At 72.8% G+C, this 26,401-nt stretch carries 26 protein-coding genes, 1 tRNA gene and 1 riboswitch; of the genes, 12 read left to right on the forward strand and 15 right to left on the reverse strand.

Going from position 1 to position 26,401, the window contains the following annotated elements; translation table 11 throughout:
• The first annotated feature begins 25 nt into the window (after positions 1-25).
• Entirely contained in the window at positions 26-394 is a 369-nt protein-coding gene (locus ABIB53_RS04710; protein WP_354587296.1) for an MscL family protein, read from the forward strand.
• A 79-nt stretch (positions 395-473) separates the two neighbouring features.
• Here ABIB53_RS04710 and ABIB53_RS04715 read toward each other — a convergent pair whose 3' ends face one another.
• The 4 genes from ABIB53_RS04715 to ABIB53_RS04730 form a co-directional block, all read right to left on the reverse strand.
• Positions 474-674, reverse strand: coding sequence for a hypothetical protein (locus tag ABIB53_RS04715; protein WP_191680467.1), 201 nt, complete (start codon positions 672-674; stop codon positions 474-476).
• On the reverse strand, positions 671-4,276 hold the full coding sequence (locus ABIB53_RS04720; protein WP_354587297.1) for a PDDEXK-like endonuclease domain-containing protein: 3,606 nt from the start codon (positions 4,274-4,276) through the stop codon (positions 671-673). Before ABIB53_RS04720 ends, ABIB53_RS04715 begins: the two co-directional genes overlap by 4 nt.
• A gap of 24 nt (positions 4,277-4,300) precedes the next feature.
• The gene (locus tag ABIB53_RS04725; protein ID WP_354587298.1) at positions 4,301-4,510 is read right to left on the reverse strand and encodes a hypothetical protein; all 210 of its coding nucleotides are present in this window, start codon (positions 4,508-4,510) and stop codon (positions 4,301-4,303) included.
• Positions 4,511-4,682: 172 nt separating this feature from the next.
• Positions 4,683-4,955, reverse strand: a complete 273-nt coding sequence (locus tag ABIB53_RS04730; RefSeq protein ID WP_354587299.1) for a hemerythrin domain-containing protein — start codon at positions 4,953-4,955, stop codon at positions 4,683-4,685.
• A gap of 235 nt (positions 4,956-5,190) precedes the next feature.
• Here ABIB53_RS04730 and katG point away from each other — a divergent pair, with 235 nt between their 5' ends.
• Positions 5,191-7,461 (forward strand): catalase/peroxidase HPI, encoded by a 2,271-nt coding sequence (gene katG / locus ABIB53_RS04735; RefSeq protein ID WP_354587300.1) that lies wholly within the window; start codon positions 5,191-5,193, stop codon positions 7,459-7,461.
• Between the two features lie 114 nt (positions 7,462-7,575).
• Positions 7,576-8,169: a 2'-5' RNA ligase family protein gene (locus ABIB53_RS04740; RefSeq protein WP_354587301.1), complete on the forward strand. Its 594-nt coding sequence runs from the start codon at positions 7,576-7,578 to the stop codon at positions 8,167-8,169.
• Here the strand turns inward: ABIB53_RS04740 and ABIB53_RS04745 are convergent.
• Together ABIB53_RS04745 and ABIB53_RS04750 are read right to left on the reverse strand one after the other, a co-directional pair.
• Positions 8,147-8,341 carry a hypothetical protein gene (locus tag ABIB53_RS04745; RefSeq protein ID WP_354587302.1) on the reverse strand — a complete coding sequence of 65 codons (195 nt, stop codon included), beginning with the start codon at positions 8,339-8,341 and terminating at the stop codon, positions 8,147-8,149. The genes ABIB53_RS04740 and ABIB53_RS04745 overlap by 23 nt on opposite strands.
• Before the next feature lie 15 nt (positions 8,342-8,356).
• A complete protein-coding gene (locus ABIB53_RS04750; RefSeq protein ID WP_354587303.1) occupies positions 8,357-8,905 on the reverse strand; it encodes a hypothetical protein in 549 nt (182 codons plus the stop codon).
• 511 nt (positions 8,906-9,416) lie between these two features.
• Between ABIB53_RS04750 and ABIB53_RS04755 the strand changes: the two genes are divergently transcribed.
• Positions 9,417-9,680 (forward strand): GlsB/YeaQ/YmgE family stress response membrane protein, encoded by a 264-nt coding sequence (locus ABIB53_RS04755; RefSeq protein ID WP_068276707.1) that lies wholly within the window; start codon positions 9,417-9,419, stop codon positions 9,678-9,680.
• A gap of 260 nt (positions 9,681-9,940) precedes the next feature.
• On the opposite strand, the gene ABIB53_RS04760 is transcribed toward ABIB53_RS04755, so the two are convergent.
• A tRNA-Arg gene (locus tag ABIB53_RS04760) sits at positions 9,941-10,012 on the reverse strand.
• Positions 10,013-10,097: 85 nt separating this feature from the next.
• On the opposite strand from ABIB53_RS04760, the gene ABIB53_RS04765 reads away from it, so the two are divergent.
• Positions 10,098-10,280 carry a hypothetical protein gene (locus ABIB53_RS04765; RefSeq protein ID WP_354587304.1) on the forward strand — a complete coding sequence of 61 codons (183 nt, stop codon included), beginning with the start codon at positions 10,098-10,100 and terminating at the stop codon, positions 10,278-10,280.
• An 823-nt stretch (positions 10,281-11,103) separates the two neighbouring features.
• On the opposite strand, the gene ABIB53_RS04770 is transcribed toward ABIB53_RS04765, so the two are convergent.
• Both ABIB53_RS04770 and ABIB53_RS04775 read right to left on the reverse strand, forming a co-directional pair.
• Positions 11,104-11,694: a DUF1349 domain-containing protein gene (locus ABIB53_RS04770; protein ID WP_354587305.1), complete on the reverse strand. Its 591-nt coding sequence runs from the start codon at positions 11,692-11,694 to the stop codon at positions 11,104-11,106.
• Positions 11,672-12,097, reverse strand: a complete 426-nt coding sequence (locus ABIB53_RS04775) for a hypothetical protein (RefSeq protein ID WP_354587306.1) — start codon at positions 12,095-12,097, stop codon at positions 11,672-11,674. Before ABIB53_RS04775 ends, ABIB53_RS04770 begins: the two co-directional genes overlap by 23 nt.
• Positions 12,098-12,279: 182 nt before the next feature.
• Here ABIB53_RS04775 and ABIB53_RS04780 point away from each other — a divergent pair, with 182 nt between their 5' ends.
• From ABIB53_RS04780 to ABIB53_RS04800, 4 genes are all read left to right on the forward strand, one after another.
• Positions 12,280-14,220: a hypothetical protein gene (locus ABIB53_RS04780; RefSeq protein ID WP_354587308.1), complete on the forward strand. Its 1,941-nt coding sequence runs from the start codon at positions 12,280-12,282 to the stop codon at positions 14,218-14,220.
• A gap of 268 nt (positions 14,221-14,488) precedes the next feature.
• A complete protein-coding gene (locus ABIB53_RS04785) occupies positions 14,489-15,040 on the forward strand; it encodes a hypothetical protein (protein ID WP_354587309.1) in 552 nt (183 codons plus the stop codon).
• Between the two features lie 350 nt (positions 15,041-15,390).
• Positions 15,391-15,915 (forward strand): hypothetical protein, encoded by a 525-nt coding sequence (locus ABIB53_RS16245; RefSeq protein WP_502914624.1) that lies wholly within the window; start codon positions 15,391-15,393, stop codon positions 15,913-15,915.
• A 142-nt stretch (positions 15,916-16,057) separates the two neighbouring features.
• On the forward strand, positions 16,058-16,240 hold the full coding sequence (locus tag ABIB53_RS04800) for a hypothetical protein (protein WP_354587312.1): 183 nt from the start codon (positions 16,058-16,060) through the stop codon (positions 16,238-16,240).
• Positions 16,241-16,249: 9 nt separating this feature from the next.
• Here ABIB53_RS04800 and ABIB53_RS04805 read toward each other — a convergent pair whose 3' ends face one another.
• Both ABIB53_RS04805 and ABIB53_RS04810 read right to left on the reverse strand, forming a co-directional pair.
• The gene (locus ABIB53_RS04805) at positions 16,250-16,759 is read right to left on the reverse strand and encodes a hypothetical protein (protein ID WP_354587313.1); all 510 of its coding nucleotides are present in this window, start codon (positions 16,757-16,759) and stop codon (positions 16,250-16,252) included.
• The gene (locus ABIB53_RS04810) at positions 16,756-18,042 is read right to left on the reverse strand and encodes an alpha-hydroxy-acid oxidizing protein (protein WP_354587314.1); all 1,287 of its coding nucleotides are present in this window, start codon (positions 18,040-18,042) and stop codon (positions 16,756-16,758) included. The genes ABIB53_RS04805 and ABIB53_RS04810 overlap by 4 nt, the downstream gene beginning before the upstream one ends.
• A 95-nt stretch (positions 18,043-18,137) precedes the next feature.
• Between ABIB53_RS04810 and ABIB53_RS04815 the strand changes: the two genes are divergently transcribed.
• Complete coding sequence (locus ABIB53_RS04815) at positions 18,138-19,559, forward strand: HNH endonuclease signature motif containing protein (protein ID WP_354587315.1); 1,422 nt, start codon at positions 18,138-18,140, stop codon at positions 19,557-19,559.
• Between the two features lie 19 nt (positions 19,560-19,578).
• Here the strand turns inward: ABIB53_RS04815 and ABIB53_RS04820 are convergent, their stop codons facing one another.
• The 4 genes from ABIB53_RS04820 to ABIB53_RS04835 form a co-directional block, all read right to left on the reverse strand.
• Positions 19,579-21,024 carry a glycoside hydrolase family 15 protein gene (locus tag ABIB53_RS04820; protein ID WP_354587316.1) on the reverse strand — a complete coding sequence of 482 codons (1,446 nt, stop codon included), beginning with the start codon at positions 21,022-21,024 and terminating at the stop codon, positions 19,579-19,581.
• A gap of 90 nt (positions 21,025-21,114) precedes the next feature.
• Positions 21,115-22,020 carry a C40 family peptidase gene (locus ABIB53_RS04825; RefSeq protein ID WP_328796789.1) on the reverse strand — a complete coding sequence of 302 codons (906 nt, stop codon included), beginning with the start codon at positions 22,018-22,020 and terminating at the stop codon, positions 21,115-21,117.
• An 8-nt stretch (positions 22,021-22,028) separates the two neighbouring features.
• Positions 22,029-22,193, reverse strand: a riboswitch (cyclic di-AMP (ydaO/yuaA leader).
• 109 nt (positions 22,194-22,302) lie between these two features.
• A complete protein-coding gene (locus tag ABIB53_RS04830) occupies positions 22,303-23,025 on the reverse strand; it encodes an iron-dependent transcriptional repressor DtxR (RefSeq protein ID WP_123093701.1) in 723 nt (240 codons plus the stop codon).
• A complete protein-coding gene (locus ABIB53_RS04835; RefSeq protein ID WP_354587317.1) occupies positions 23,022-24,266 on the reverse strand; it encodes an MFS transporter in 1,245 nt (414 codons plus the stop codon). Before ABIB53_RS04835 ends, ABIB53_RS04830 begins: the two co-directional genes overlap by 4 nt.
• A 64-nt stretch (positions 24,267-24,330) precedes the next feature.
• Between ABIB53_RS04835 and ABIB53_RS04840 the strand changes: the two genes are divergently transcribed.
• Positions 24,331-25,110 carry a hypothetical protein gene (locus ABIB53_RS04840; protein ID WP_354587318.1) on the forward strand — a complete coding sequence of 260 codons (780 nt, stop codon included), beginning with the start codon at positions 24,331-24,333 and terminating at the stop codon, positions 25,108-25,110.
• Positions 25,107-26,390, forward strand: coding sequence for a hydroxyacid-oxoacid transhydrogenase (locus tag ABIB53_RS04845; protein WP_354587319.1), 1,284 nt, complete (start codon positions 25,107-25,109; stop codon positions 26,388-26,390). Before ABIB53_RS04840 ends, ABIB53_RS04845 begins: the two co-directional genes overlap by 4 nt.
• Positions 26,391-26,401: the final 11 nt, after the last annotated feature.

The following is a 26,401-nucleotide window of genomic DNA, read 5'->3' on the forward strand; positions in this document are numbered from 1 at the left end:
CTACCCCTGTGAAGGACGGCTCGTCATGAAGGGTTTCAAGGACTTCCTCATGCGGGGCAATCTCGTCGAGATCGCCACCGGTCTGATCATCGCCAGTGCGTTCGCGCTCGTGGTCACCGAGTTCACCAAGCTGCTGCTGGCCACCATCAGCAAGATCTTCGGCGGACCGCCCACCGTCGGTGACATCACCATCGGCGGGGTCCCCGTCGGCCCCTTCATCAACGCCGTCATCGCCTTCGTCATGATCGCTGCGATCGTCTACTTCGTCGTCATCCAGCCCTACCAGCGGATGCGCGAGCGCTTCGTGGCCCAGGAGGCGGAGACGACCGCTGAGGACATCGAGCTCCTCCGCGAGATCCGCGACGAGCTGCGCGCCGGTCGCGGCAAGATCTGATCGCACCACCGCGGCCGCCACAGCCGCGACGACGACGGGGTGAGGGCCGGCCGGCCCTCACCCCGTCGTCGTGCCCGGGTCAGCCCCAGTGCGGCGGGCGCTGCTCGAGCAGCCAGCGCTCCCGCTCGTCACCGGCCGTCGGCTCGTCACCGGAGGTCGCCGCCGGACGGCGACGCGGGCGCTCGTCAGCCTGCTCGCTGGCGGCCCGGGCCGCCTCCGAGGTGCCGGGGTGGGTCGCGCGACGGTTGCGCCGAGGACGCGGGGTCGGCTGCTCGCTCATCGCCCGCGCTCCCGGTCGATCTCGAGGCAGGCCTGGTGCAGGGCGCGCAGGACCTTCGCCTCCTGGCGGGCCGGGTCGGCGAAGATGTCGGTCGCCCACAGCCGCACGTGCCGCCACCCCAGCGCCGTGAGCTCGCTGGGCAGGATCCGGTCGCGCTGCCGGGCTCCGGCCCGGGTCGCGTACTCGGGGCCGTCGATGCTCACCGCGAGCTGGTAGCCCGGGTAGTCGGGGTCGCCCACGGCGATGTCGACACGGTGACCGGCCTGCCCGACACCGAGCTCGACCTCGAGCCCGGCCGAGCGCAGCCGCTCGACGAAGCCGACGACGAGCGGACCGGGCTCCACCCGCGGGGTGCCCGCGACCGGCGTGGGGTCGTCCTCGAGCTCGACGAGCACGTGGCGCAGCGCCTCGACGCCGGAGGTCGTCGGCGCACCCGCGAGACCGGCGGCCCGCAGACCGGTGACCCAGTCGACCTGGTGGCGGCCACGGGTGAGCGCGGTCGCGACGAGACGGTCGCCCCCGGGGGCCATGAGCGCCGCGGTCGCACCGGTCGACGGCGCACCGGAGCCCGGCGCGGAGACCGGTCCGACGCTCACGACGACGCGGTCGCGCTGCTCGCGCTGCCAGCGCAGCACCGGCTTGACGACGAAGGGGGCGGGCAGCGCGGCCGCCGCGGCGGCGAGCTCCGGACGGGCGCGGAGCTGGTCGGCGACGGCGGATCGGATCGCGGCCGCGTGCGCCTCGTCGAAGGTGACGACGCCGAGCGAGCTCGACGGGTCGGCGAGCGCCTCGGCGACGAGGGCGGCGACGAGCTCGACCTCGGCACCAGCGGTGTCGGAGTCCACGCGGCGCAGCCGCGGGGTGGGGTCGCCGGTGGGCGACGGGGTGTGGACGACGCCCCGCTCGCGGGCCGACGGGAGCCAGGGCCGTGGGTCACCGCTCGTGCGAAGGTGGACCACCGGCAGCCGGTCCTCGGCGACGTCGGCCAGACCGGGCGCGGTCGGCGCCGGCGGCACGACGGCGGGGTCGGTCGTCCAGGTGCCCGGTCGCTGCTGGGTCGTGTCGCCGACGACGACCACCTGGCCGCCCCGGGCGAGCGCAGAGGCGGTGCGGGCGAGGGTGGTCCGGCTCGCGTCGTCGACGACGACGACGTCGAAGCGCTCCTCGGGGGGCAGGAGCAGGCCGACGGCGAGCGGGCTCGTCATCCAGCAGGGTGCTGCCGCGCGCAGCAGGTCGCCCCACGTGCTCACCGCGTCGTACCAGCGCGGGGCGCCCGGGCCGCGTCCGGCCGCGGCGTGGGCGACGGCATGGGCCATGCGCCGGTGCCCGCGGGCGGTCTCGCGGTAGCGGCGGCGCTGCTCGGCGGCCAGGTCGTAGGCGTTCGCCCGCACGGTCGCGGCGTCCGCGACGACGAAGTCGGAGAGCGCGGCGTCGAGGTCGGAGCCGGCCACCGCCCCGTACCGCTTGTCGACCTGGCCGATCTCCGCGAGCACCGACATCCACCACACGTAGCGCAGCTCGTCGCCTACAGCGGGGCGGGGCACGCGGCGGGTGGCGAGGTCGTCGACGACCTCACCGAGACCCAGGTCGTCGAGGGCGTCGAGGTCGGCCCGGGTCCCCGACGCGGCGACCGCGCCGGCGTGGTCGCGCCGCAGGGCCGACAGCCGCGAGCGCAGCTCGTCGGTCGGCAGGTCGACGAGGTGCCCGTCCGCCGGGGGCGCGGCGGCCTCGACCGACTCCAGAGCGGAGTGCACCCGCTCGTAGGCGCGGTGCGCGTCGTCGATGGTCGCGGGGATGCGGGGCCGGCCGCCGCCGCCGACGAGGGCGGCCCAGGCCTGGCGCTGCTCCTGCGCGGCGAGGAGCGCAGCATGCAGGTCCTCGGGCGGACGCCCAGGGCGAAGGTGGGCGCGGGCCTGGCGCACGAGACGGCGCCGCTCGAGCATCCCGAGCCCGGGCGCCCCGCCGGTCGCGTCGATGAGCGGGTCGATGGGCGCGTCGAAGAGCTCGGGCCGGAAGACGTCGAGGGTGTCGCGGATCCGCTCGACGGCGGAGAGGAAGCGCCCGTGGTCGCCCGGCGACTGGGCGACCGGCTCGGTGATGTCGCGGAAGACCTCGGCCATCGTCGTCTCGAGCGCCGCGAGGTCGTGCTCGAGCAGGGTGGTGATCGTGTCCTCGACGCGCCGCACGTCGTCGTCGCCCGCCACCCGGCCCCGCCACCACGGCGAGGCCGCGCTGCGGCGCTCCCAGCCGAAGGCCGCGGCGACCCGCTCGACGGTCTCGGCCGCGCCCTCCATGGCGTCGAGGTCGAGCCGGGCGAGCACCGCGCGGGGCAGGCGCGCGCGCGAGCGCGGGGGCGACTTCGCGGCGGAGAGCGCGACGACGTGGTCGTGGGCGTCGGCGATGCTCACGCCCCACGGCTCACGGGCGAGGTGCACGGCCTGCGCGTGCCCGTCGAGGACGGAGGCGGCGAGCGCGGCGTCACGACGGCTGGCGCGGGCGTCCCCTTCGCGCTGCGGGTCCGGCTCGGGCCACCGCTGCGTGATGACGTGCGGGTCGACCGGCGCGGTCGGGTCGGTGATGTGCAGGGCGAGATCGGCCAGGCCGACGTCGTCGAGGCGCTCGCGGACCGCGCTCAGGGCGCCGGTCTTCTCGCAGACGACGAGGACGCGACGCTGGTCGCCCGCGCACTGCGCGACGAGCGCGGCGACGAAGCGGGCGGCGTCGACACCGGGGGGCGCCTCGACGAAGAGGTCCTCACCCGCGGCGACCCGGTCGAGCGCGCCCTGCTGGTCCTCCGGCAGGTCGAAGACGCTGCGGTCGACCCCTTCGGGCGCGCGGCGGCTCTCGCGCGGGTCGGGCGGGGTGGGCTGCTCTGCGGGCGCGTCGCCGACGAGCCGGGTGACGACCGGGTGCGCGGTGACGGCCTCCTCGACGGCGGCGAGGTCGGAGATCGCCTCCGCCTTGCCGTAGGGGTAGGCGCCGAGGCTGAGCGACGGCGTGATCTCGAAGCCCGGCACCTGGGCGCACAGCGCCGAGAGCGCGGCGTAGACCGGCTCGGGGTTGAAGCCCCCACGCCCGGTGTCGCGTCCTCGGTCGAGGGTGCGGGTGAGGGCGCCGGGGTTGCCGATCCGGGTGCGCAGCGCCGCGACGAGCGCGGGGTTGAGCTCGACATCGGCGACGAAGTGCAGCCGCATGTCGCCGTCGAGCTCGGTCGGCTCGAGGTCGACGCGGCGCAGGATCACGGGGGCGGCTGGACGGCGGGCCTCGTCCTTGGTGTGCCAGGTCGCGGTCCCCATCGCGAGGAAGCAGGTGCTCAGCCCGTGCTCCTCGGCCATGACGTCGGCGCGGGCCCGCAGACGGGCGGCTGCGCGCTGCGCCGCCAGACGTGACTCGGTCTCGCGGACGAGGTCGCCGAGCCGCACCGTGCGACCGGCGAGCAGCATGGCGACGCCGCCCGGGTGGGCGCGCGTGAGCGTGACGACCTCGGAGGTGTCGCGGCGCGGCCAGACGAGCGTGTTCGGCCCGCCGAGGTCCATGAGCTCCTCGCGCCACTGCCGCATCGGGCCCGGTGTCGGGGGCGGTGCAGGGGGCGTCGCGGTCACGCCCCAGAGGCTAACGCGTGGCGGTCACAGCCAGCGGTCCTGGCGCCGGTAGCGCGGCTCGAAGAAACGGCCGTTGAGCGCGAGCAGCGGCCCAGGGAAGAGCGCGAGGGTCGACGCGCTCTCCTCGGCGGTCCTGCCGTCCGTGAGCCAGGGCAGGAAGGCGGGGATCGTCCTCAGCCCCTTCGTCTTGCGCGCGGTGGCGCTGTTGGCGTGCCAGTCCTGCGCGGTGAGCACCCGCAGCGCGAGCGGCAGGGCGTCCTGCTCCTCGTGCCGCAGGTGGTGGCTCAGCTGCTGGTGCAGCTCGTCGACGGCCGCGGCGAGATCGCTGCCGTCGAGCGGGCCGGCCCCCGCCGGCGCGCTGAGACTGGCGTCGACGACCTCGACGAGCGGGTCGACGATGCCGTGCTCACTCCATCGCCTCGAGCACCTCGGCGTCGGCGCAGGCGCTCGTGCGCCGGCGCACCGCCGGCCACAACGAGGTGTCCTCGACCGTGTGGTGGTGGTGCAGCTCGTCGCGGAAGGCGACCCACCCCCGCACCACCGCGGCCCGGCGCTCGGGCCGTCTCGTGAGCCCCTCGGCCGCCCGGGCGAGATGCCCCAGGTCGCGCCGGAATGCCGCGTGCAGCGCGAGCATCATGCCCGCTCCCTGCTCCCCCGCACGTGCGTCAGCTGATCCCATCGTGTCCCTCCCCCGAGTTCCGGTCGTCACGCTAGACCCGGGGACCGACATCGCGTGGGCAGTTCGGGCAAACCGGGCGAAGGGGGACCGAGCCGGCCGCCCGGCCCAGCCCCGACACCCCCTTCGCCCCCTCTCCTGCACCCCCTTCGCGACGTCCGCCACCGCCCCGCCTAGCACGGCACCACGACCGAAAGCCAGTCTTGACCGATTCCAGATAAGCCCCCATGATCGACGCATGACCGACAACCAGGACAACGACGTCGCCCAGAGCCCGCAGGGAGTGGACCGCAAGGCCGAGGCAGGTTGCCCGGTCATGCACGACTCCGCGACCGCGCAGGGGTCCGAGAGCGAGAACCCCGTCATCGACTCGCCGGAGCCCAAGACCGGCGGACGCCCCCGCACGATCCAGGACTGGTGGCCCGACGCGCTCGACCTGTCGGTGCTCCACGCGCACTCGCCGAAGGGCAACCCGCTCGGCGCCGACTTCGACTACGCCGAGGCCTTCGCCGGGCTCGACGTCGAGGCGCTCAAGGCCGATGTCGTCGAGGTGCTCCACAGCTCGCAGGACTGGTGGCCGGCTGACTTCGGTCACTACGGCGGTCTCTTCATCCGGATGAGCTGGCACTCCGCCGGCACCTACCGCATCTACGACGGCCGCGGCGGCGCCGGTGACGGCGGGCAGCGCTTCGCCCCGCTCAACTCCTGGCCGGACAACGCCAACCTCGACAAGGCCCGCCGCCTGCTGTGGCCGGTCAAGCAGAAGTACGGCCAGCAGATCTCGTGGGCCGACCTCATCGTCCTCGCCGGCAACGTCGCGCTCGAGGACATGGGCTTCGAGACCTTCGGCTTCGCCTTCGGGCGCGAGGACGTGTGGGAGCCCGAGGAGGTCTTCTGGGGTCCTGAGGACACGTGGCTCGGCGACGAGCGGTACAGCGGTGAGCGCACCCTCGAGGAGTCGCTCGGCGCGGTCCAGATGGGCCTGATCTACGTCAACCCCGAGGGTCCCAACGGCAACCCCGACCCGGCCGCCTCGGCCCGCGACATCCGCGAGACCTTCGCGCGGATGGCGATGAACGACGAGGAGACCGTCGCCCTCATCGCCGGCGGTCACACCTTCGGCAAGACCCACGGCGCCGGCGACGGCGACCACGTCGGCCCGGAGCCGGAGGGTGCGCCCACCGAGCAGCAGGGCCTGGGCTGGAAGAGCTCGTACGGGTCGGGCAAGGCTGGTGACGCGATCACCTCGGGCCTCGAGGTCACGTGGACCGACGTGCCGACGCAGTGGAGCAACCGGTACTTCGAGATCCTCTTCGGCTACGAGTGGGAGCTGACGAAGTCGCCCGCAGGCGCGAATCAGTGGGTCGCCAAGACCGACGACGAGATCATCCCGGACGCCTTCGACCCTGACAAGAAGCACCGCCCGACGATGCTCACCTCCGACCTCGCGCTGCGCGTCGACCCGACGTACGAGGCCATCTCGCGGCGCTTCCTCGAGAACCCCGAGGAGTTCCGCCTCGCCTTCGCCAAGGCCTGGTACAAGCTGCTCCACCGCGACATGGGTCCCGTCGAGCGCTACCTCGGCCCGTGGGTCCCGGAGGCGCAGCCGTGGCAGGACCCGGTGCCCGCGGTCGAGGGCGAGCTCGTCGGCGACGCGGACGTCGCGGAGCTGAAGAAGGCCGTGCTCGACTCCGGGCTGTCCGTCGCCGAGCTCGTCTCGACGGCGTGGGCCGCGGCCGCGAGCTTCCGCACCACCGACAAGCGCGGCGGGGCGAACGGCGCCCGCATCCGTCTCGAGCCGCAGCGCAGCTGGGAGGTCAACCAGCCCGAGCAGCTCTCCGGCGTCCTCGAGCGTCTCGAGTCGATCCGCGGCGACTTCAACGCGAAGGGGGGAGCCCAGGTCTCCCTCGCCGACCTGATCGTGCTCGCCGGCTCGGCCGCGGTGGAGAAGGCGGCGGCCGACGGCGGCCAGCCCGTCGAGGTCCCCTTCCACCCCGGTCGCACCGATGCGACGCAGGAGCAGACCGACGTCGACTCCTTCGCGGTGCTCGAGCCCCGGGCCGACGGCTTCCGCAACTACCTGCGCGAGGGCCTGCCGGTGCCGGCGGAGAAGCTGCTCGTCGAGCGGGCGTACATGCTCGGCCTCGGCGCGCCGGAGATGACCGCGCTCGTCGGCGGTCTGCGCGTCCTCGGCGCCAACCACGGCGGGTCCGAGCACGGCGTGCTCACCGACCGGCCGGGCGTGCTGAGCAGCGACTTCTTCGCGAACCTGCTGGCCCCCGGCGCCGAGTGGGTGAAGACCGGCGACGGGGTCTACGAGATCCGCGACGCCGCGAGCGGCGAGAAGAAGTGGACGGCCACCGGCGTCGACCTCGTCTTCGGGTCGAACTCGCAGCTGCGTGCCCTCTCGGAGGTGTACGCGAGCGAGGACGCGAAGGGGAAGCTCGCGCAGGACTTCGTCGCGGCGTGGACGAAGGTCATGGAGGCGGACCGCTTCGACCTCGTGTGACGTCGTGAGCAGGTGAGGGCCCGGTCGTCTCGTGACGGCCGGGCCTTCGTCTGTCGTGGTGGGGCGACGGAGGTCTCGAGCTGCTCCAGGGGCCGCGTCGCCTACTGTCGCGGCATGCGCGGTGACGACGGTCAGAGGCCGGGCGGTGGGGCGCCTGGAGCGGCCCGCGGGCATCACGTGCTCGTCGTGCCGGTGCCGCAGCTCGAGGACTTCGTCGTCGAGCGGACCCGTCAGTACGACGACTCCTTCGTGTCCACCGACGCCACCTTCGTCCACGCCCACATCACCCTGCTCGCGCCGTGGGTCGTCACGCCGACGAGGGCTGACATCGAGGCCGTCGGGCAGATCGCGTCGCGGACGTCGTCGTTCGAGTTCGTGCTCGAGGAGCTGGGGGTCTTCCCGGACGGCACGGTCTACCTCAGGCCTGACCCGGCGGCCCCCTTCGCCGCGCTGACTGCCGAGCTGGTCTCGGCCTTCCCGCGGTGCCTGCCGTACGGCGGGCGCTACGAGCCCGTCCCGCACCTCACCGTCGACCAGCTCGCCGTCGGCGTCACCGTCGACTCCACCCGGGCCGCGCTCGGTGCGAGCCTGCCGGCCCGATGCCGGGCCGAGCGGATCTCGCTGCAGCGGTATGCCAACCACGGCTGCCGCACCGTGGCCGAGTGGGAACTCGGGGCTCCGGCGCTCAGCGCCGTGACGTCGAGCTGAACCATCGCGCCGTCGTCGTGGCGTCGTCGGAGGTGATGTCGCTCAGGTACACGTCCCCGTCCCAGGTGAAGCGCTCCTCGGCGACAGCGCCGGATCCCTCGCTACCTCGGGCGACGACGGTCGCCGTGACCTCGTACCGGAGGTCGATCGTCGGGTCGGGCGTGGCAACCACCGCGCCCGACAGCTCCTACGTCGGCGACGACCCGAGCTCGTCACCGCTCTGAGAGATCGCGCCGCCGTCGCAGGCGACGACCGTGCCGCCGCCCGACAGACAGCTCGTCAGAGCGTCCTTGGCCGCGTCACGGGCCGCCGTCATCGCGGCAGGGCCGAGCGCGTCGTTCGTGGCGTAGACGTCGAGGTCGACCGGCTCGTCGGCGACGACCACCTCGCGGGTGCCGAAGGTCATCATCCGTCCGCCGCCCAGACGCACCTCGTAGGCGCCCGGGTACAGCACGACGGGAGGGGCCTCCTGGGTCACCTTCGTCGTGAGGCCACCGAGTCTCATGTCGACGTGGTCGATCGCCGAGTCGAGAGCCACGTCGGCGCGCTGGGCGAGCGAGCCGCGGATTCGCCACTCCCCCGACACCCACCCCCCGTCCCTGGTCACCTGCACCTCCCGGCGGTAGGTCCGGTCATCGACGGCGTAACGCACGCCGTACGAGAGGAGGTCGGGACCTGCACCCCCTTCGTCGGTCACGACGCCCACCCCGTCGTCGTCGACGGAGACCACCTGCATCGGCGACGCACCCCGGGTCGAGGTCGCCGAGGGGAGGGCGCCTCGCACCCCGTCGGGTGCGAGCTCGTTGGCCGTAGCCACGTCACCTCTGGCGATCGCGTCGACATATGCCACAACCAGGTCGCGCGAACCCGGACGGTTCGTGACGAGGGCCGCCGCACCGAGCGCCATGACCACCACGAGGCATGCAGCGATCGCCGTCCGGCGACGTGACCACCCTCGATCCATCACGGCGCCTTCCTGTGAGATCAGTGCGGGACAGAAGCAGCGCCGCGGTAGTCAGCCGGATCCCTGCCGACGACGTCGATGCCCTGCGTCACCTGGTTGACGCCCGATGCTGCCATCACGCATCCGGACCAGCCAGGGGGAGCCCTCCCCGGCAGCGGAAAGGACCCCAACTCAGGGGCGCGTGCAGATTGACCCCGGCCCAAGAGCCTCGGAGACCCCTTACACCGCCTATCGTCGGCCCGCAAGTGTTGTGTGTGTTTCTGATGTGAAAGGTGTGATTGTTGTGCTCGGACTCGGCTTCATCGGTTGGATCGTGATCGGCGGCCTCGCTGGCTGGATCGCAAGCAAGTTCATGGGCACCGACGCCCAGATGGGCATCCCGCTGAACATCGTCGTCGGCATCGTCGGCGGTCTGCTCGGCGGCTTCCTGCTCAGCCTCATCGGCGTCGACGTGGAAGGCGCTGGGATCATCTTCAGCTTCCTCACCGCGCTCCTCGGCGCTGTGATCCTGCTCTTCGTCGTCAAGGCGGTCACAGGCCGACGCTGATGTGAGCGCCCTCGGACCGTCCTCGCGAGGGTCCTGGCCCCCCGCCTCTCGTTCTGCGTGGAGCGAGTGCGGGGGGCGACGTGCGTCACAGCGTCCTCAGTACGCCGCTCGACGCCTCGGGTGCTGCTGGCGGCGTCCGCGGCGTCGAAGGGCTCTCGGCGGGCTGGGCGGGGCACTCATGGCGGATGACACGGCCAAAACCCGGCCACGAAGCCGGTCTCAAGAGGTCAGCGAGGCTGAAGATCCCCGGTAAATGGCGGTGCCCCCGGCAAGATTCGAACTTGCGACACCTTCTTTAGGAGAGAAGTGCTCTTCCCCTGAGCTACGAGGGCCGGCCGCTCCCGGGAGCGGCACCGGACCAGGGTACGTGCACCGCGACTGGTCCGGCGCCACCGCCGGAGGAGGCAGACTGCCGCCATGCGGACTCACGAGAAGTGGTTGCTCGTCGCCATCACCTTCACGGTGCTGCGCTGGGTCGTCATGGCCACGCTCGACGGGGACGCTGAGACGATCTTCGGCGTCGCTCTGGGCATCCTCACGCTGGTGTGCGCGGTGGTCGCCTTCGTCGCGTGGCGCCGCGAGGGTCCTCGCCAACGCTGAGACGCCCGGCGATCGGGCGCCCACGGCATGGGGTGTCGCCCGCTGACGGGTTGTTCGAGCTCTGCTCTCTCCTCGGCCTCGGGGTCACACCCCGTCACTGACGCCTCGGCGCGATTCTTCGATTACCGCAATGGGTGGGCGGCGGTGTGCGCGATCGCACCGATGGCTGCGTCGATCCGCATCATCGCAGCAAGCACCACTCGTCGCACCCCCACCCCCTCGACCAGCCGAGGAGCGAAGGCGGGTGGGGTGGTCACTGCTGGACCTGGCGCAGGTACTCCTCCAGCAGGGGGCCGGCGGTAGAGGCACCGCCCGGGCCGTCCTCGACGAGCACGGCGACCCCGAGATCGCCTGGGTGCCGATCATCCAGGCGTGGGAGCGCGGTGGCTTGTCTCTGCCGTACTCGGCAGTTCTAATCTTCGCTACCACGGGCTCCCCGGGGACGCCGCCGAGGAAGGTCGCTGAACCGTCGGCCCCCCCCCGGCACGAAGGCGCGCCGCTGCTGGCCTCCTCGACCCCCAGCGGTTGGGGGGGCTTGATGGTGGGCCTGGCGGAGCCGCCGAGGACGAGCACGGGCGCCACTCCCGACCCCTTTTTTCACGCGCGCGGCGACGGTGGCCATGCCCGTCGGGGTAGACAGAAGCGACGTCAGTGGATGCTGAGGGCGCGGCAGTTGAGGTCCGGCCTTCTCGGATCCCGAGGGCGACCGAGCCGGTCTCGTAGCCCTCGGCGAGGGTCATCTACATCTCGTCGTTCTCACCGGTGGGCAGTGGTCGACGCGGGCATGTTCACCAACGTGCCCGACGAGATCCGTATCTACGGATCATGGGCTGGCCTGGTGCAGCGAAGAGTCGGCGGCACCGACGCTCCACGATGTGAAGTGCACAGTCAAACCGGCCCGTGTCGGAGCACAGCAGAAGGGGCCGGCAGCCGCTGTCGCCGCAGGGTCCAGGGGGGCGACTCGTACGAGCTGCCACGGCGAGATCTCGGTGCGCGCACGAACCGTCAGAGCGTCGCCGGTGCGACTGACTCGCATGGTGACGAGTTGCCCGCTCCAGCCAGGGACGGGAGCTAGGGACCAGTCTGATGTTCCGCGGGTGACGACGGCGCCGAGGCCGTCAACGCCGTCACTGCGTTCGATCCCCGCTTTCGTCCAGTGCTCGTCATCGACTCTCACGAACACGCCGGCTTGGTCGAACTGCTCGGTGAAATCGAGCCGGAAGGTGACCTCGACCGCTGTATCGATCGGGAATGGGACGAGAAGAGCATGCTCGGAGTCGTGCACGAAGCCATAGGAGGTCACCCGCCATGCGTCGCTGCCTTGCGAGGCAGTCACGAACAACCCATCTTCACCACGGACCACATGGGCAGGGGGCGTCGTCCACACCCCTTCAGACCAAGCCAGTTCTCGCATCTCGCCTCTTTCCAGTCGATCGGGATGACAAGCATCTTGCGGCGTACTGCCCCGCATCACGGCAATCAGCTCTGTTCTCGCGCAGCTGCGAGAGGGGTGCGGCCAGCTCGCGGACGAGCGGTGGGGGCACCTCCCGCTCGCGGAGGAACATCATTCTTCCGGCAGGTTCGCCCTGGGAGATATACGCCGCGGCGCGGCGCAAGACCTCGTTCTCCTGCTCCGGCAACCTGATCCGCCGCTCGGCCTCACGCAGGTCGGCGTCGTCCTCACTGGTGGTCCCGGGCCTGACACCGTCCTCGACATCGGCCTTGGCCAGCCAGTTCGTCAGGCACGACTCGCTGATGCCGAAGTCGGCGGCGACCTGCCTGCGGTGCTGGCCGGGCTCACGATCTCGCGACGACACGGACCACGTCGTCGTGGAACTCCGTGGGGCAGGGCTTGGGCACAGCGCACATCCTTCCAGCGGCACATCTCGGCGCCACAGATCAGATGCACCTATCCGTGCAGCGGCTGCGACCGGGCCGTGGGGCTTACCCGCTCACGGCGATGGTCAGATCATGTAGCTCGACCGGGGGAGCTCTGCCCATGTCACTCCTCCGGGACACCTGGCAGCATGGTGCTGCATTGCACGTAACCGAGGGAGGGCTTGCACGCGTGTCTGGGGTTAGCCATGGAGCTGATGCACAGCAGCTGGAGTCGATCGCCGAGGGACTGCGTCTGCAGGGTCAACGCACCACGGCTGTCGGGGACGAGCTGGCCAGCGCTGCCGCGGTGCTGCGCGAGGCGTGGGCAGGCCCGGACAGCGAAGTGCTGCTGCATCGGGCCGACCATCTCCGCCCGACGGTCGCCGACGCCGGGGATGGGTTGACCAGATTCGCTGGACGGCTTGACGCTCAGGCGCAACAGCAGCGCGCGGCCTCTGGGGAGGGCAGCAGCCGGCGTGGCAGCACTGAGTCGATGGTGCCCGGCGGTGGTGCCGCGTTCGCCGGGCGCTCTGCCTCCGGAAGGCTCGCCGCACAAGGCGGCCGCCCCTTGAGCGACCGCCGAGACGGTGGCCCGACGAGGAGCGGGACCGGCCCACTCATGCAGGCCATGACGTACAGCCACGACGGTGGAGGAGCCGGGCGAGATCACGTCATCGAGGACGGGGCGACCAACGGTCAGGGCGGTGATGGGCCGGCGGTGTCGGCGACGACGACAGGGGAGAAGAAGGCCGGCCCGGTCACGGTGACTCAGGGCTCGACGGTCGCGGTGTCCGACGAGGGGGTCGACGCGCAGGGCCGCAGCGTGCGCACCACGACGGTGACGACGACGACCGAGGCTTCCGTCGAGATCGAGAAGAAGCTCAAGGGCACCGGTGCCGGCGGCGGCACTGCTGTGGGCACGGAGGGCTCCTACTCGGTCACCGGACCCAGCGACGGGTCCTTCGACCCCACGCAGTACAGCCCGCTGGACCCGACAGCGTTGCCCGAAGGGGCCTCGATCAGCCTCGACGCCCGGGCGTACGGCTCCTGGGGGCTGGAGAGCGCGTTCCGAGGGCTCGAGCTCGAGCTCGGAGGGACCACCGGGGTGGGGAACGGGGTGGAGATCGTGCGCGGAGAGGGCGACACCGTCATCGTCACCATCTCCGATGAGCAGTACCGCGAGGCGATGACACGTCTGGGGTACGGCCCGGTCTCGGCAGGGGCATCGTCCTCGATGTCGACCGGTGAGGGTGTCGAGGTCACCTTCGACATGTCCGACCCGGCCGCACAGCAGGCCTACTACGACATGGTCTTCGGGGGGCGGATGCCTGAGCCGAGCACCTCCGGGGTCAGTGATGTCGCGCAGGTGCAGGTCCTCGACATCTCTCGCTCGAACGACCTCGCCATCGAGGTCGGAGCCCTCGAGGCCGGGGTCAGCGACGAGCGCAGCATGTCGGCCGTGCAACGCACCCACGCCGACGGCACCACCACCGTGGACTGGTCGGGCGATGCCAACAACGGCTCGGTCGTCAGCGGTAGCGCTCAGTACGACGCCGCTGGCAACTACGACGAGGCCGGTTCGACCTACCAGGTGCGCGTCGACAGCGTCGACCCGAGCGTGGCCACGACCTTCAACGACGCCTATGCCGGGCAGCCCACCACGGTGACCGGCGAGCAGAACGTCGTCATCAGCTACGACCACGCCGACCTGCAGTCGATGCGTTCCCAGGCCGCCGACACCGCTGCGGCCAGGATCACCGCCTACCCCGACGAGTTCCCCGATTTCCCCGACGCGGGCGGGACGGTCACCGGTGAGCAGGTCCTGGCCTACATCGAGGCCAACCCCGATCGCGCCGGCGACGTCATCAGCCCGCTGTCCTCAGGCACTGCCACCGGGCAGGTCCTCACCGCTCAGAACGACCGCGAGATCATGCAAGCCATCTCGAACAACCCCCAAGGGGTCGTGGCATGGCACTCCGACCTCGGCACCGCGCACTACTCCGAGACCGGACAACGCATCACCCCCGTCGGGGAAGTCACCAGCCACGGCTCATCGGGCTAGAGCACCCACCCCGCAGCCCGATGAAAGACAAAGACGCTGGAGGTCTGACGCGGCCCCCCGACCATCTCGATGTGGTGGACAGCCCTCGATATCAGGGGTTGTCGTGCTCGTGCGACCTTCCGCCAAGGGCGGGAGTCGCGGCAGGAAGTAGACCGTGACAGGTCACGAACAGCGACACCCAGTCGCCCAGGCGGCCCACGCGATACAGGTGGCGGGCCACGTGCAACTTCCCGGGGCGCCTGCGCTCCGTACCAAGGTGCTGGGCGTCTTGATCGTGATCCTCATGATCCTTGTGGCCCTGCTGGCATGCGGGGGCGTCGTGTTCGCCGCGGCGGCATTCATGACTGGTGTCCGCCTGACGATCGCGACCCTGATCGGCCTCATCACCGTCCTCGGGCTGCTCACGGTCGTCTTCCTGTGTCTTGTCTCGGCCAAGCGCAGACAAGCGCGATACAAGCAGGCCGAGGGGCTTCCTGTTCGACTCGAGGCCCGAGGGCTCACACTGCGTGGCGTCGGCCCGATCCCCTGGTCGGACTTCGAACCAGCGCGTTACACGATGGTGCGCTCCTCGAGCAATAACGCCTACGAGCGTCGAGCGCTCATGCCGCTGGCCCCGTCTGGGATGACGACCGTCAACCAGCGCCTCCCGCACGAGCTGCGCACCCTGCTGTCACCTCGCTACGGAGTGCTCGGCAACAGGCATCATCGTTGGATCTGGGTCCCGGGCGTCGCGGGGATCAGTGAGCCGGATGTGATGGAGCTGATCAACTGGACCCGTGCGCTGTTCCTGTCAGGGACCTGCTCGAGCAGAGTGGGGTGAGTGACGGGTCTCGCGCCCTCGACTCGGCTACCGGTGCCCAGACAGGCAGAGCGCTGCACCGAAGGATCGTCGATGATCCTAGGCATCTCTACGATGACGCCGATGATCAATCGTCTACCAGGTCGGGGAAGCCTCCTCCCCCACGCCCGCGAAGGCCGGTGGATCCAGTCAGGGCTACGGGGTGACTCCTCTCCTGCCCATTCCGGCGCTGCCATGCGCTCCCCGGATGTCCTCGACGAGTCGCGCGGTGTGGACCCGTCCGCGGCTGCCTGGTGCACCTGGATCGCCAGCGGCATGTACGTGCGACCGTCGCGTTCGACGTGCCAGCCGATGGTGAAGGTGGGCAGCGGATGGCGGGTGCCGCCGTCGACCTGCAGCATGACCTGGTGAAGTGCGTCCACGGCAGGCTCGAGATGTCGACCACGTTCGGAGGCGGCTTCCCCTGCGGGGACACCGTGGTCGCCGATCCGGCCCCGGTGAGCACGGTGAACGCAGGATGCGTGACCGGCCAGATAGCGGGAGTGCCGGGCTCGGTGGGCGTCATGCGTAAGTCCGAACGACGACTGACGGCGTTGGCGATCGCCCAGATCTGCGCGCAGCAGGTCTTGCGCCCTGACGCCAGATCTGCGCGCAGCAGGTCTTGCGCCCTGACGCCAGATCTGCGCGCAGCAGGTCTTGCGCCCTGGCGCGTCGCAGCGTCGCGCCGCGCCCACGTCTCGAGGTTGAACCGACCCCGAAGACTGGACAACGTGTTGCCGGTCTCTGAGCCGACCGGCTTGTGTGTGCTCATGACCTTCGGACTGTGGATCTCGGTGCTGCCGCTGCTCGTCGTCGCGGCGGCCTGCGTGTCCCTCCTCGTGGCCAAGCCTCGCTGACGCATCGGGGCGCCCAGCACGATCGACGCCGCGGTCCCTGGGTCGTCCGACTGCCCCCTTCGACGTCCCGGAGCGGCCCGTGGGGCCGCGTCGTGGACGCACCCATGACTGAAGCCCACAGCGCACCCGGCAGACTGCGCCCATGCCGACCTACCGCAAGTGGTCCATCGCGATGTTCGTCATCATCGCCGTCTACTGGACGGCTCGGCTCACCCTCGAGGGGAACGCCGCCGACATCGCGATGATCGTCATCGCACCCCTCATGCTCCTCGTCGGGGCGATCACCCTCTTCTCCTGGTTCCGCTGGACCCAGCGCGAGAGGTGAGACGCCGCCTCACGGCCCGCAGGTCTCCCGCCACTCGATCCTCATGGACGTGTCCGCGGCGCGACCGCGCCACCCGGACCGGTAGTGCACGCGGATGCCCTCGAGCGTCGCCGGGACCTCCTCGACGGCCACGCGGAGGACGAGGACCCGGCTCTCCCCCTTCGCCATCGTCTCCCCCTCCGCCTGCCGGCGGTCCCGCCAGATCGGGCCGTCCACGTCGACGAGCTCACCGGGCCACCCCGGCGAGGTCCCGGGGATCGTCGTCGGCCCGTCCAGCGTCGACAGCGACGACTCCTCGAGCCGCACCCCGTCGGCGCCCACCAGCTCGAGCTCCTCGATCTCGAGGTCGGTGCTCGCGTCGGCCGTGTGGCTCGCGACCGTCCAGTCGCCGGGGCGCGAGGCGCTCGTGCACAGCGTGGACTCGCCGCCCTGCCCGACGTCGAGCGCCGGTGGCCCGCCGCACGCCGCGGCGGCACCCGAGCACGTGACCACCACCGCGGTCGCGATGAGTCTCCTCACCGCTCCACCAGCACGTCTCGCGTGATCGACGCCAGGTCCGCCACCCCCGCGAGCGCCATCGTCAGGTCGAGCTCGGCGACGACGTTGGCGATGACCTCTTCGACACCGCGCTGACCCGCGATCGCCATCCCGTACATGTACGGCCGTCCGAGCAGCACGGCATCGGCGCCGAGGGCGAGCGCGACGAAGACGTCCGCGCCCGTGCGGATCCCGCTGTCCATGAGCACCGTCGCGTCCGGCCCGACGGCGTCGCGCACCCGCACGAGGGCGTCCAGCGACGCGACGGAGCTGTCCACCTGCCGCCCGCCGTGGTTGGAGACGACGATGCCGTCGACGCCGAGGCCGAGGGCGCGGCGCGCGTCGTCGGGGTGCAGGATGCCCTTGAGCACGACCGGCAGCGTGGTCCGGTCCCGCAGGGTGGCGATGTGGTCCCAGGACAGCCGCGGGTTCGAGTACGTCTCGAGGAAGGTCTCGACCGCCGCCCGCGGCCGCGGTGAGCGCAGGTTGTCGCGGAGGCGTCCCGGGTGGTGCCGTGTGATCGACAGCAACGACCGGATCGCCGACGGGGTGACCTTCGGGCGCTCGGCGGGCTCCCCCTTCGCCGCAACGGCCACCCGCTCGTCGACGAGACCCATGAAGTGCTCGTCGCTCGTGTACTGCCCGAGCCCCTGACCTCGGGCGAAGGGGAGGGAGCCGAGGTCGAGGTCCTGCGGTCGCCACCCGAGCACGGTCGTGTCGAGCGTGACGACGAGCGCCTTCGCGCCGGCTGCCTCCGCGCGGCCGATGATGCTGTCGACGAGCCCCTCGTCGGTGCTCCAGTACAGCTGCATCCAGTGCGGGGTCGCGCCCATCGCCGCAGCGGTCTCCTCCAGCGGCGTCCCGCCCTGGTTGGTGAAGACGTAGGGCACCCCGGTCGCGGCCGCCGCGCGCGCGGTGACGAGGTCGGCGTCGCGGTGGACGAGCTGACCGGCACCCACGGGCGCGAGGGCGAAGGGGGCGGGCAGCCGCGTCCCGAGGACGGTGCGGGAGAGGTCGCGGTCGGCCGCACCGGCGAGCATCCGGGGGACGATCGCCCACCGGTCGAAGGCCTCGCGGTTGTTGCGCATCGTGCGCCCTTCGCCCGCGCCACCGGCGACGTAGGCCCAGGCGCGGCGGCTCATCGCCGACTCGGCCGCCTCCTCGAGCCCGGCCGCGTGGGTCGGCACCGCCGGCCGGTCGCCCACCACCCCGTCACGGTAGATCTTGCTCTGCCGCTCACGGCCGGGTCCGGGGCTCGGGCTCATCGGTCCTCCTGGGTCGGGTGCGCCCAGGCTAGGGCCGTCGACCGTTCGTCGACAGGGTCTGGCCTGTTCGAACACCTGTTCGATATCGTGGAGTCATGGCGACGATGCCGCAGCTCCCAGATCCCGGGTCCCACCCGGGCGAAGGGGGTGTGCCGGCGCTTCTCGACGAGGTCCACGCCGGGGTGGACCGGCTGCTCGAGGCGATCGCTCGTGACGAGCGCACGGCGGGTCGGACGCTGCGAGCAGATGTGGCCGAGGTCGAGCGGCTGGCGCGGCGCGTCGACTCCGCGCGGCTGCGCCTCGTCGCCCGGGCGGACTCCGTGCGCGTGGCCGAGCGCACCGGGCACACCGACACCGGGGCGTGGCTCGCGCAGACGACGAACGGCGACAGGCGGCCCGCCTCGCGCGACGTCCGCCTGGCCGCCGCCCTCAGCGCGCCGACGGCTCCCAGCGCGGACGACCCGACCGCCGCCGCCGCGGGCGACGGGGTGCTGAGCCTCGTCGCTCCCCCGCCCGAGCCAGACCTCGCACAGACCGCGGCCGCTCTGGACGACGGGAGGATCAGCGCCGAGCACGCCCGCGTCATCACCGGCGCGATGGCCGAGCTGCCCGAGGGGCTCGGCACCGACGCACGGCGGCAGTGCGAGACGGAGCTGCTGAGCCTCGCCACCAGCCACGCCCCGGCGGTGCTGAGACGGCACGCCAGACGCGTCCTCGAGACCGTCGAGCCCGACGAGGACGTCGTCGACGCCCACGAGGAGTCCGTGCTCGCCGACGAAGAAGCCCGCGCGGTCGAGGCCGCAGCCTTCTGGATCAAGGACAACTCCGACGGCACCATGACCGGCCACTTCACCGTCCCCTGGGCCAGCGGCATCATCCTCAAGAAGGTCATCGACGCCATGACCGCACCCCGTCGCACCACCACCACCGGCGGCGCCGTCGGCACCGCACCCAGCGACCTCGCCGCCCTCACCGGCGACACGCGGGTCGACCAGCTCGACTGGCAGCACCGCCGCGGACTCGCCCTGGCCGACCTCCTCCACCGCATCCCCACCGACCACCTCTCCACCAAGATCGCCGCCACCCTGCTGGTCACCACCCGGCTCGAGGACCTGCGCGGCCAGCTCACCCGAGCCGGACGCACCGACGCCGGCGACCACCTCGACGCCGGCACCACCCGCCGCATGGCGTGCGCCGCCGGCATCATCCCCGCCGTCCTCGACGGCGCCTCCCAGCCCCTCGACCTCGGCCGCCAACGCCGGCTCCACACCGAAGCACAACGCCTCGCCCTCACCACCCGCTACGACCAATGCGCCGCCGACGGGTGCGACCGACCCTTCGCCTGGTGCGAGATCCACCACCTCGACCCCTGGGCACAGGGTGGGAGCACCGACCTCGACGACGCAGCACCCCTGTGCGGACGACACCACCGCATGCTCCACGGACCCGACTGGCAGCACACCACCACCCGCAGACAGGACAGATCCGTCTCGATCCGCTTCTACCGACGGACGTAGAGCGATGGCGCGGCAGGGATCAGGCGGGGCCGAAGGGGGGTACCTGCTGGGCGGGAGGTGCCGGCTGGGCGGGGGACGAGGCCGGGGAGCCCGGGACGGGCGCGGAACCGGGCTGGGCGGGCGGCGAGCTCGGGGCCGGCGCGGCACCGGGCTGGCCCTGGGGGGTGGTGGCGGCGAGGGTCTCGACCGCGAGCACGGAGACGGCCGCGGTCCAGGCGAGGGGTGCGGGTCCGGCGGAGGCGCCGTCGTGGAGGACCTTCTCGGGCAGGGAGCCGCCACGGGTCCGGTGCACGGCGAGCCAGCCGAGCGCGTCGCGGGCCTGGTCGTGCGAGTCCGCGGAGCTCGCCCAGGCGCCGGCGAGCAGGGCGACCTCCGGGGTCCAGGCGACGCCGTCGCCGCGCCAGTCCTCGCCCGGGGCGTAGCCGCCGTTGCTGCGGGCCATGCGCCGGCTGGCCGACTCGAGCGCCGAGCGCAGGCTCTCCTCGGCCCGGCCCGCGGCCCGGTAGGGCGGGAGCATGAAGGCGATCGACGCATCGCGCGAGAGGCGGCCCCGCTGCCGCGGCCAGCCGGCGGCCCCGAAGACCTCGATCATCGCCGTCTCGAGACGCCCGGCGACCTGACCGCACCGGTCGGCGAGCTCGAGGTCGCCCTCTCCGCCGAGACGGGCGAGGACGAGCTCGGCGTGCTCGAGACCGACGAGGATCGGGGCGGCCGTGCCCAGCGTGAGACGGGGGGCGTCGACCTCCCAGTAGTCCGGGCTCGGCCGGGGCAGGCCGGACGCGCGGACCTGGCCCAGGGCGAGCCGGGCGCACCGGCGCACGAGCGCGGCGACGTCGTCGCGGGCCGAGGACCCGAGCCAGTCGTCCACGGTGCGGCCGGCCGACCACAGGACCCAGCCCATGCCGTCGGACTGCGGGTGGCGGCCGTCGGGGGTGCCGCCGTCGGGGAGGTACCGGGCCTCGACGTGGTCGCCGACGACCAGCCGAGAGAGGGCGTGCATCTGGCGGACGGCCGCTGGGGCGTCGCCGAGCGCCTGGAGCGCGACCGCGACGTGAGCGGTGTCGCGGGGCCAGGCGTATCGCCAGCGGCCCTCCCAGCCGGCAACGGCGACCGGCAGCCCCCACGAGAGCACCCACAGGTCGAGTGCGGCCTGGGTGAGCAGCCCGCCGTGCGGGCCGTCGAGGTCGAGCGGGACCCCGGCGAGCAGCGCGTCCTGGGCGTCGACCGCCTCGGCGGCGAGTGGGCCGTCGATCGTGCGTCGGCCCCGGACGAGCAGGCCGAGCTCGCCGACCGAGACGTTGCGCCGCGACGCACGCCACGGCTGCTCCCCCGTCGTGGCCACGGTCGCGCCGAAGGACAGCTCGCGCGCGCGTCGCTGACCGTCGCGGTGGTCGTTGCCCGCGGCGGTCAGACCGAGCGCGAGCAGACCGCCGCCCCCGGCGAGGAGGCTGCGACGGCTGGGCACCGGCCCATGGTGCCAGGACACGCCGAAGGCCCCCGCCGGTGGCGAGGGCCTTCGAGCGTGTCGAGCGCGCTGGCGTCGAGCGAAGGGGTGTCAGCTCACCCGGCCGTAGCCGGAGACCCCGTCGAAGATCGGGCGGACCGAGATCGAGGACCCGGTGCGCGGGGCGTCGATCATCATGCCGTCGCCGACGTAGATGCCCATGTGGTACGCCGGAGAGCCGAAGAAGACGAGGTCACCGGGCTGCGGGTTGCTCACCGGGGTGGTGGCGGCCTGCTGCTCGGTCGTCGTGCGCGGCAGCGACTTGCCGGCCTTGGCGAAGACGTACTGGGTGAAGCCCGAGCAGTCGAAGCCGGACGGGGTGGTGCCGCCGTAGACGTAGGGGACGCCGATGTACTGCTTGGCGATCGAGATGACGTCGCCCGACGCGGCCGGGGCCTGCGTGGTCTCGGTCTGCTGCGTCGGGGCCGACTCGGTCGGGGTCTGCGTCGGCGTCTGCGTCGGGGCGGGGGTGCGCTCCTGCGAGCGGCTGGCGCTCTCGTCCTCCTGGCGCTCCTGCTCGGCGGCGGCTGCCTGCTCGCGCTCGCGCTCGGCCTGCTCGCGGGCGGCCTGCTGCTCCGCGGCGATCTCGGCGCGACGCTCCTGCACGAGGCGGACCATCCACGGCGGCGGGCCCTGGGGCTTCTCGACGGCGCCGACCGTCAGGGCGCCGAAGGTCTGCTGACCGGCGCTGGGGGTCGTCGTCTGCGGGGCGGCGACGGCGGGCACGGCCGCGACGGTGCTGACGTCGGCGGCGGCGACCTCCTGACGGCCCTGGTCGACGGGGGCGTCAGCGGCCGAGGCCGGGACGGCGACGGCGGCGATGAGCCCGCCGGACGCGGCGACGACGGCCGCGCCCTTGACGAGGGGGGTCGTCGCGTCGGAGACGATGGTGGTCAGCTCGGTGACGGGGTTGTACCGTCCGGCGGCGCGGTGACGCCCGTGGCTGCGCTCGGTCACAGTGGTGCCTCTCGATGCCTACGAGGTGAGCTGTCGGGTTCGGGTGGAGGACACCCGGCCCAGCAGGACGCCGCGCGAGCGACGACCTGGAGGACTTCACCCCGAGGAGCGAGCACGCTCGCCCCGATGGTGGGTCCCCCGCTCCTGCCCGGTGGTGGAGCCGGACGTCGGCACGGGGGCAGGACTCGGCGGTCCGTGTCGACGGTCCGTCCTCAGGGGGTGGACGGACTCCAGCACCGTACACACGACGTGAGCGAAAGTCACGTTCGGGTCACGGCAGTGTCACGAGATGGTCAGCGGCTCCGCCGGCTGGACGAAGACGTGGCTCGCGACGTCGCGGGGCAGCGACACCCCTTCGCTCTCCTGGGCGCCCTCGAGGACGACGACGACACGGTCGTCCTCGTCGTCGCGCACGACGACCCGGGCGCCGGGGCGGACCTTGGCCAGCGTGAGCAGCGGCAGCGCGGCCTCGTCGACCTGGACCGGCTCGCCGAGACGGCGCACGACGAAGGGGCCGGCCATCGACCCGTCGACGACCTCGGTGAGGCTGCTCAGACCCTCGCGGAACTCGTCGACCTCGGTCTCGCCGAGGAGCTCGTCGAGCCCGGGGATCGGGTTGCCGTAGGGCGACTCGCGGTGCTCGCCGAGGAGGCCGACGATCTTGCGCTCGACCCGGTCGGACATGACGTGCTCCCAGCGGCAGGCCTCCTCGTGGACGAACTCCCACTCGAGGCCGACGACCTCGGTGAGCAGCAGCTCGGCGAGGCGGTGCTTGCGCATGACCCGGGTCGCGAGGACGCGGCCGTGGTCGGTGAGGACCAGGCGGCGGTCGGTCCCGACGTGCACGAGGTCGTCGCGCTCCATCCGCGCGACGGTCTGCGAGACCGTCGGGCCGGAGTGGCCCAGACGCTCGGCGATCCGGGCGCGCATCGGAGGGATGCCCTCCTCCTCGAGCTCGAAGATCGTGCGGAGGTACATCTCGGTGGTGTCGACCAGGTCCTTCACGAGACCGATTGTGCCCGCTCATCGGCTCTGGACCTATCGCGCAGCCGGCGCCGGTCCGCTCGGAGCACCCAGTACGTCACCCAGCCGGAGCCGACGAGACCGGCGAGGCCGAGCGTGAGGGCGGCGGCGGTGAGCGAGAAGAGGCCGGTGAGCGCGGCGACGGCGAGCGCACCGCCGGCGTTGCCGATCTCGCCGCAGAAGCGCCACCCGCCGAGGAACTGCGCGCGGCCGAGAGCCGGGGCGTTGTCGGCGCCGATCGTCATGACGATGCCGGCGCCCAGACCGTTGGCCGCGGCCATGCCGCACGCGACGACGACGAGCCCGACGAGGTCGGTGGCGAGCGGCAGCGCGATCATCGTCGCGCCGAGCAAGAAGCTCATCGGGCCGGCGATCGCGGCGCGGCCGAAGCGGTCCATCGCCCATCCGGCGGGGTAGACGAGGAAGAGCTCGACGACCCCGGCGACGGCGAAGACCGCCGAGCTCTGGGCGCCGTCGAGCCCGATCTGCGTCGCCCACAACGGCAGGATGACCAGCCGCGCCTGGCGCAGCCCGCTGATGACGAGCACGCCGAGGCCGAGGGTGAGCAGGACGCGGGAGTGCTCGCGCAGCACCCGAAGCATCGTCGGCGTGCCCTCCGCCTGCTCGCGGGCGGCCATCGCGCGCTCGTGCGAGCCGGTGATGTCGGGGGTCGACACGACGATCGCCAGCGACAGCGCGGCGAAGGCGACGGCCACGCCGAAGGCGCCCTGCAGCCCCGTCGCGGCGACGACCGCGCCGCCGACCGCCGGGCCGAGGAGCATGCCGACACGCAGCGAGCCGCCGAGGAGCGACATCCCCCGGGCGAGCCGGTCCGGCGGCAGGACGTCGATCATGAAGCCCTGGCGGGCGAGGAAGAAGACGCTGCTCGCCAGCCCGGTGACGAACATCCCGACCGCCATGAGCCACAGCGTCGGCGCGAAGCCCGCGACCGCGATGGCGACGACGTCGACGACTCCGGCGAGGACGAGGGCGCGCCGCTCGCCGAGCCGGGCGACGAGCGCGCCGCCGGGCAGGGCGCCGAAGAGCTGGCCGACCCCGATGAGCGCCACGACGAGCCCGGCGGTCGCGAGCGAGGCCCCGAGGTCGTCGTGGGCCCGCAGCGCCGCGACCGGGAGCAGGGCACCCGTGGCCGCCCCGGTGGCGAGGGTCGGGCCGTAGGCCGGCAGCGCGATCCGGCGCCAGGCGAAGGGGGTCGAGGTCATCACCGGCATCGTCTCAGGTCGGGGGTCGACGGACCGGCGTCGTCCGTCGCTAGGGTCGGTGACCATGACGCCGTCGTCCGCCCAGGCTCCCCCGTCGCCCACCGTCGTCGACGCCGACCACCAGGGTCCGCCCGGGTGCGGCAACGGGGGGTGGGTGTGCGGCCTGCTCGCCGACCGTCTCGAGGCCCTCGCACCGGGGTCGGGGGAGCTGCCCGCCGTCGAGGTGCGCCTCGTCGCGCCCACGCCCGTCGGCGAGCCGCTGCGCTGGGAGGTCGAGGGACGGGCTGGTGAGCGCGACGTCGCGGTGCGGCTCCTCGACGCCCACACGGTCCTCGGCGTCGCCCGGCCGGCGCCCTCCCCGTCGCTCCACGTCCCCGACCCCGTCTCGCTCGAGCAGGCCCGCGCCGCGGCCGACGGCTACGACCTCACCGGGCACCCCTACCCCGGGTGCTACGTGTGCGGGCCGGACGCGAGCGCCGGGCTGCACGTCTACGCCGGGGCGGTGGCCGGGCGCGAGGGGGTGCACGCGGCGCCGGTGACCCTGCCCGACGCCGAGCTGCCGACCGTCTTCGCCGCGCTGGACTGCCCGGGAGCCTTCGCCGTCGGCTTCGGGGTCGACGCGCTCCTGCTGGGGACCTTCGTCGCCGAGGTGCGCTCGCCCGTGCCGGTCGGCCGCGAGCTCGTCGTCATGTCGTGGGGCGAGGGGCGCGAGGGGCGCCGCCGCCACTGCGGCACGGCCCTGCTCGACGGCGACCGCGTGCTCGCGAGCGCGGCGGCGACCTGGGTCGACGTCGGGCGGCGACGGATCCCCGGCACGGCCCCGGCAGCGGGAGACGCGCGATGAGCGAGACCGTCTTCACCTACGCCGCGCCCGCCCTCAAGTACGGCCCCGGTGCGCTCGACGAGCTCGGGCACGACGTCGCGGGTCTCGGCGCGGCCCGGGCGCTCGTCGTCACCGACGCCGGCGTGCTCGCCACCGGTCACCCCGAGCGGGCGGCGCAGTCGCTGCGGGCCGCGGGGGTCGAGGCGGTCGTCCACGACAGCGCCCGGGTCGAGCCGACCGACGCCTCGCTCCTCGCCGCGGTCGAGCGGGCCCGCGCCGAGGGCACCGTCGACGCGGTCGTCGCCGTCGGCGGAGGGTCGAGCATCGACACCGCGAAGGCGGTCTCGCTCATGCTCACCAACCCCGGCGAGCTCATGGACTACGTCAACCGCCCGGTCGGCGGCGGGCAGGCACCGAGCCGGCCCGTCCTGCCGGTCGTCGCCGTACCGACGACGACCGGCACCGGCAGCGAGTCGACGACGATCTGCGTGCTCGACGTGCTCCAGGCCCAGGTGAAGACCGGCATCAGCCACGCCCGGCTGCGCCCCGTGCTCGCCGTCGTCGACCCCGACCTCACCCTGAGCCAGCCCGCCGGTGTCACCGCGGCGGCCGGCATGGACATCCTGTGCCACGCCCTCGAGAGCTGGACGGCGCGGCCGTACACGGGCTTCGCGGCGAAGCAGGCCCACGAGCGGGTGCCGTACTGCGGCGCCAACCCGATCGCCGACATGTGGTCGGAGCGCTCGCTGCGGCTGCTCGCCGGGTCCTTCCGCCGGGCGGTCGCCGACGGCTCGGACCGCGAGGCCCGGGGCCAGATGGCGCTCGCGGCGACCTTCGCCGGGCTGGGCTTCGGCAACGCGGGGGTCCACGTGCCGCACGCCGACGCCTACCCGGTCGCCGGTCGGGTCCACGACATCGGCTCGGACTTCCGGCCCGCGGGGTACGACGTCGGCGAGGCGATGGTCCCCCACGGCATGGCGGTCGCGCTCACGGCGCCGGCGGCCTTCGCGCTGACCTTCGACGCCGACCCGCAGCGCCATCTCGCCGCGGCCGACTGGCTCGACCCGACCGGCGAGGTCACCGCCGACGAGCCCTCTGCCCTGCTGCCCGCGGTGCTCACCGCGCTCATGCGTGACATCGGCATGCCCTCCGGGCTGGCCGAGGTCGGGTACGGCGAGGCAGATCTCGACGGGCTCGTCGAGGGCGCCCTGCAGCAGCAGCGCCTGCTCGCCACCGCGCCGCTCGAGGTCACCGGCGAGCACCTGCGCGGGGTCTTCACGGCGTCGCTCCACCTGTGGTGACGACGGGCGAA

This window comes from Janibacter sp. UYMM211, assembly GCF_040547045.1.
Taxonomy (GTDB): Bacteria; Actinomycetota; Actinomycetes; order Actinomycetales; family Dermatophilaceae; genus Marihabitans; species Marihabitans melonis.

Coding starts and splice junctions, on each gene's coding strand:
- ABIB53_RS04710 (WP_354587296.1), top strand. CDS start 26: ATGAAGGGTTTCAAGGACTTCCTCATGCGGGGCAATCTCGTCGAGATC.
- ABIB53_RS04715 (WP_191680467.1), bottom strand. CDS start 674: ATGAGCGAGCAGCCGACCCCGCGTCCTCGGCGCAACCGTCGCGCGACC.
- ABIB53_RS04730 (WP_354587299.1), bottom strand. CDS start 4,955: ATGGGATCAGCTGACGCACGTGCGGGGGAGCAGGGAGCGGGCATGATG.
- katG (WP_354587300.1), top strand. CDS start 5,191: ATGACCGACAACCAGGACAACGACGTCGCCCAGAGCCCGCAGGGAGTG.
- ABIB53_RS04740 (WP_354587301.1), top strand. CDS start 7,576: ATGCGCGGTGACGACGGTCAGAGGCCGGGCGGTGGGGCGCCTGGAGCG.
- ABIB53_RS04750 (WP_354587303.1), bottom strand. CDS start 8,905: ATGCAGGTGGTCTCCGTCGACGACGACGGGGTGGGCGTCGTGACCGAC.
- ABIB53_RS04765 (WP_354587304.1), top strand. CDS start 10,098: ATGCGGACTCACGAGAAGTGGTTGCTCGTCGCCATCACCTTCACGGTG.
- ABIB53_RS04770 (WP_354587305.1), bottom strand. CDS start 11,694: ATGCGAGAACTGGCTTGGTCTGAAGGGGTGTGGACGACGCCCCCTGCC.
- ABIB53_RS04780 (WP_354587308.1), top strand. CDS start 12,280: ATGTCACTCCTCCGGGACACCTGGCAGCATGGTGCTGCATTGCACGTA.
- ABIB53_RS16245 (WP_502914624.1), top strand. CDS start 15,391: ATGGCGGGTGCCGCCGTCGACCTGCAGCATGACCTGGTGAAGTGCGTC.
- ABIB53_RS04800 (WP_354587312.1), top strand. CDS start 16,058: ATGCCGACCTACCGCAAGTGGTCCATCGCGATGTTCGTCATCATCGCC.
- ABIB53_RS04810 (WP_354587314.1), bottom strand. CDS start 18,042: ATGAGCCCGAGCCCCGGACCCGGCCGTGAGCGGCAGAGCAAGATCTAC.
- ABIB53_RS04815 (WP_354587315.1), top strand. CDS start 18,138: ATGGCGACGATGCCGCAGCTCCCAGATCCCGGGTCCCACCCGGGCGAA.
- ABIB53_RS04835 (WP_354587317.1), bottom strand. CDS start 24,266: ATGACCTCGACCCCCTTCGCCTGGCGCCGGATCGCGCTGCCGGCCTAC.
- ABIB53_RS04840 (WP_354587318.1), top strand. CDS start 24,331: ATGACGCCGTCGTCCGCCCAGGCTCCCCCGTCGCCCACCGTCGTCGAC.
- ABIB53_RS04845 (WP_354587319.1), top strand. CDS start 25,107: ATGAGCGAGACCGTCTTCACCTACGCCGCGCCCGCCCTCAAGTACGGC.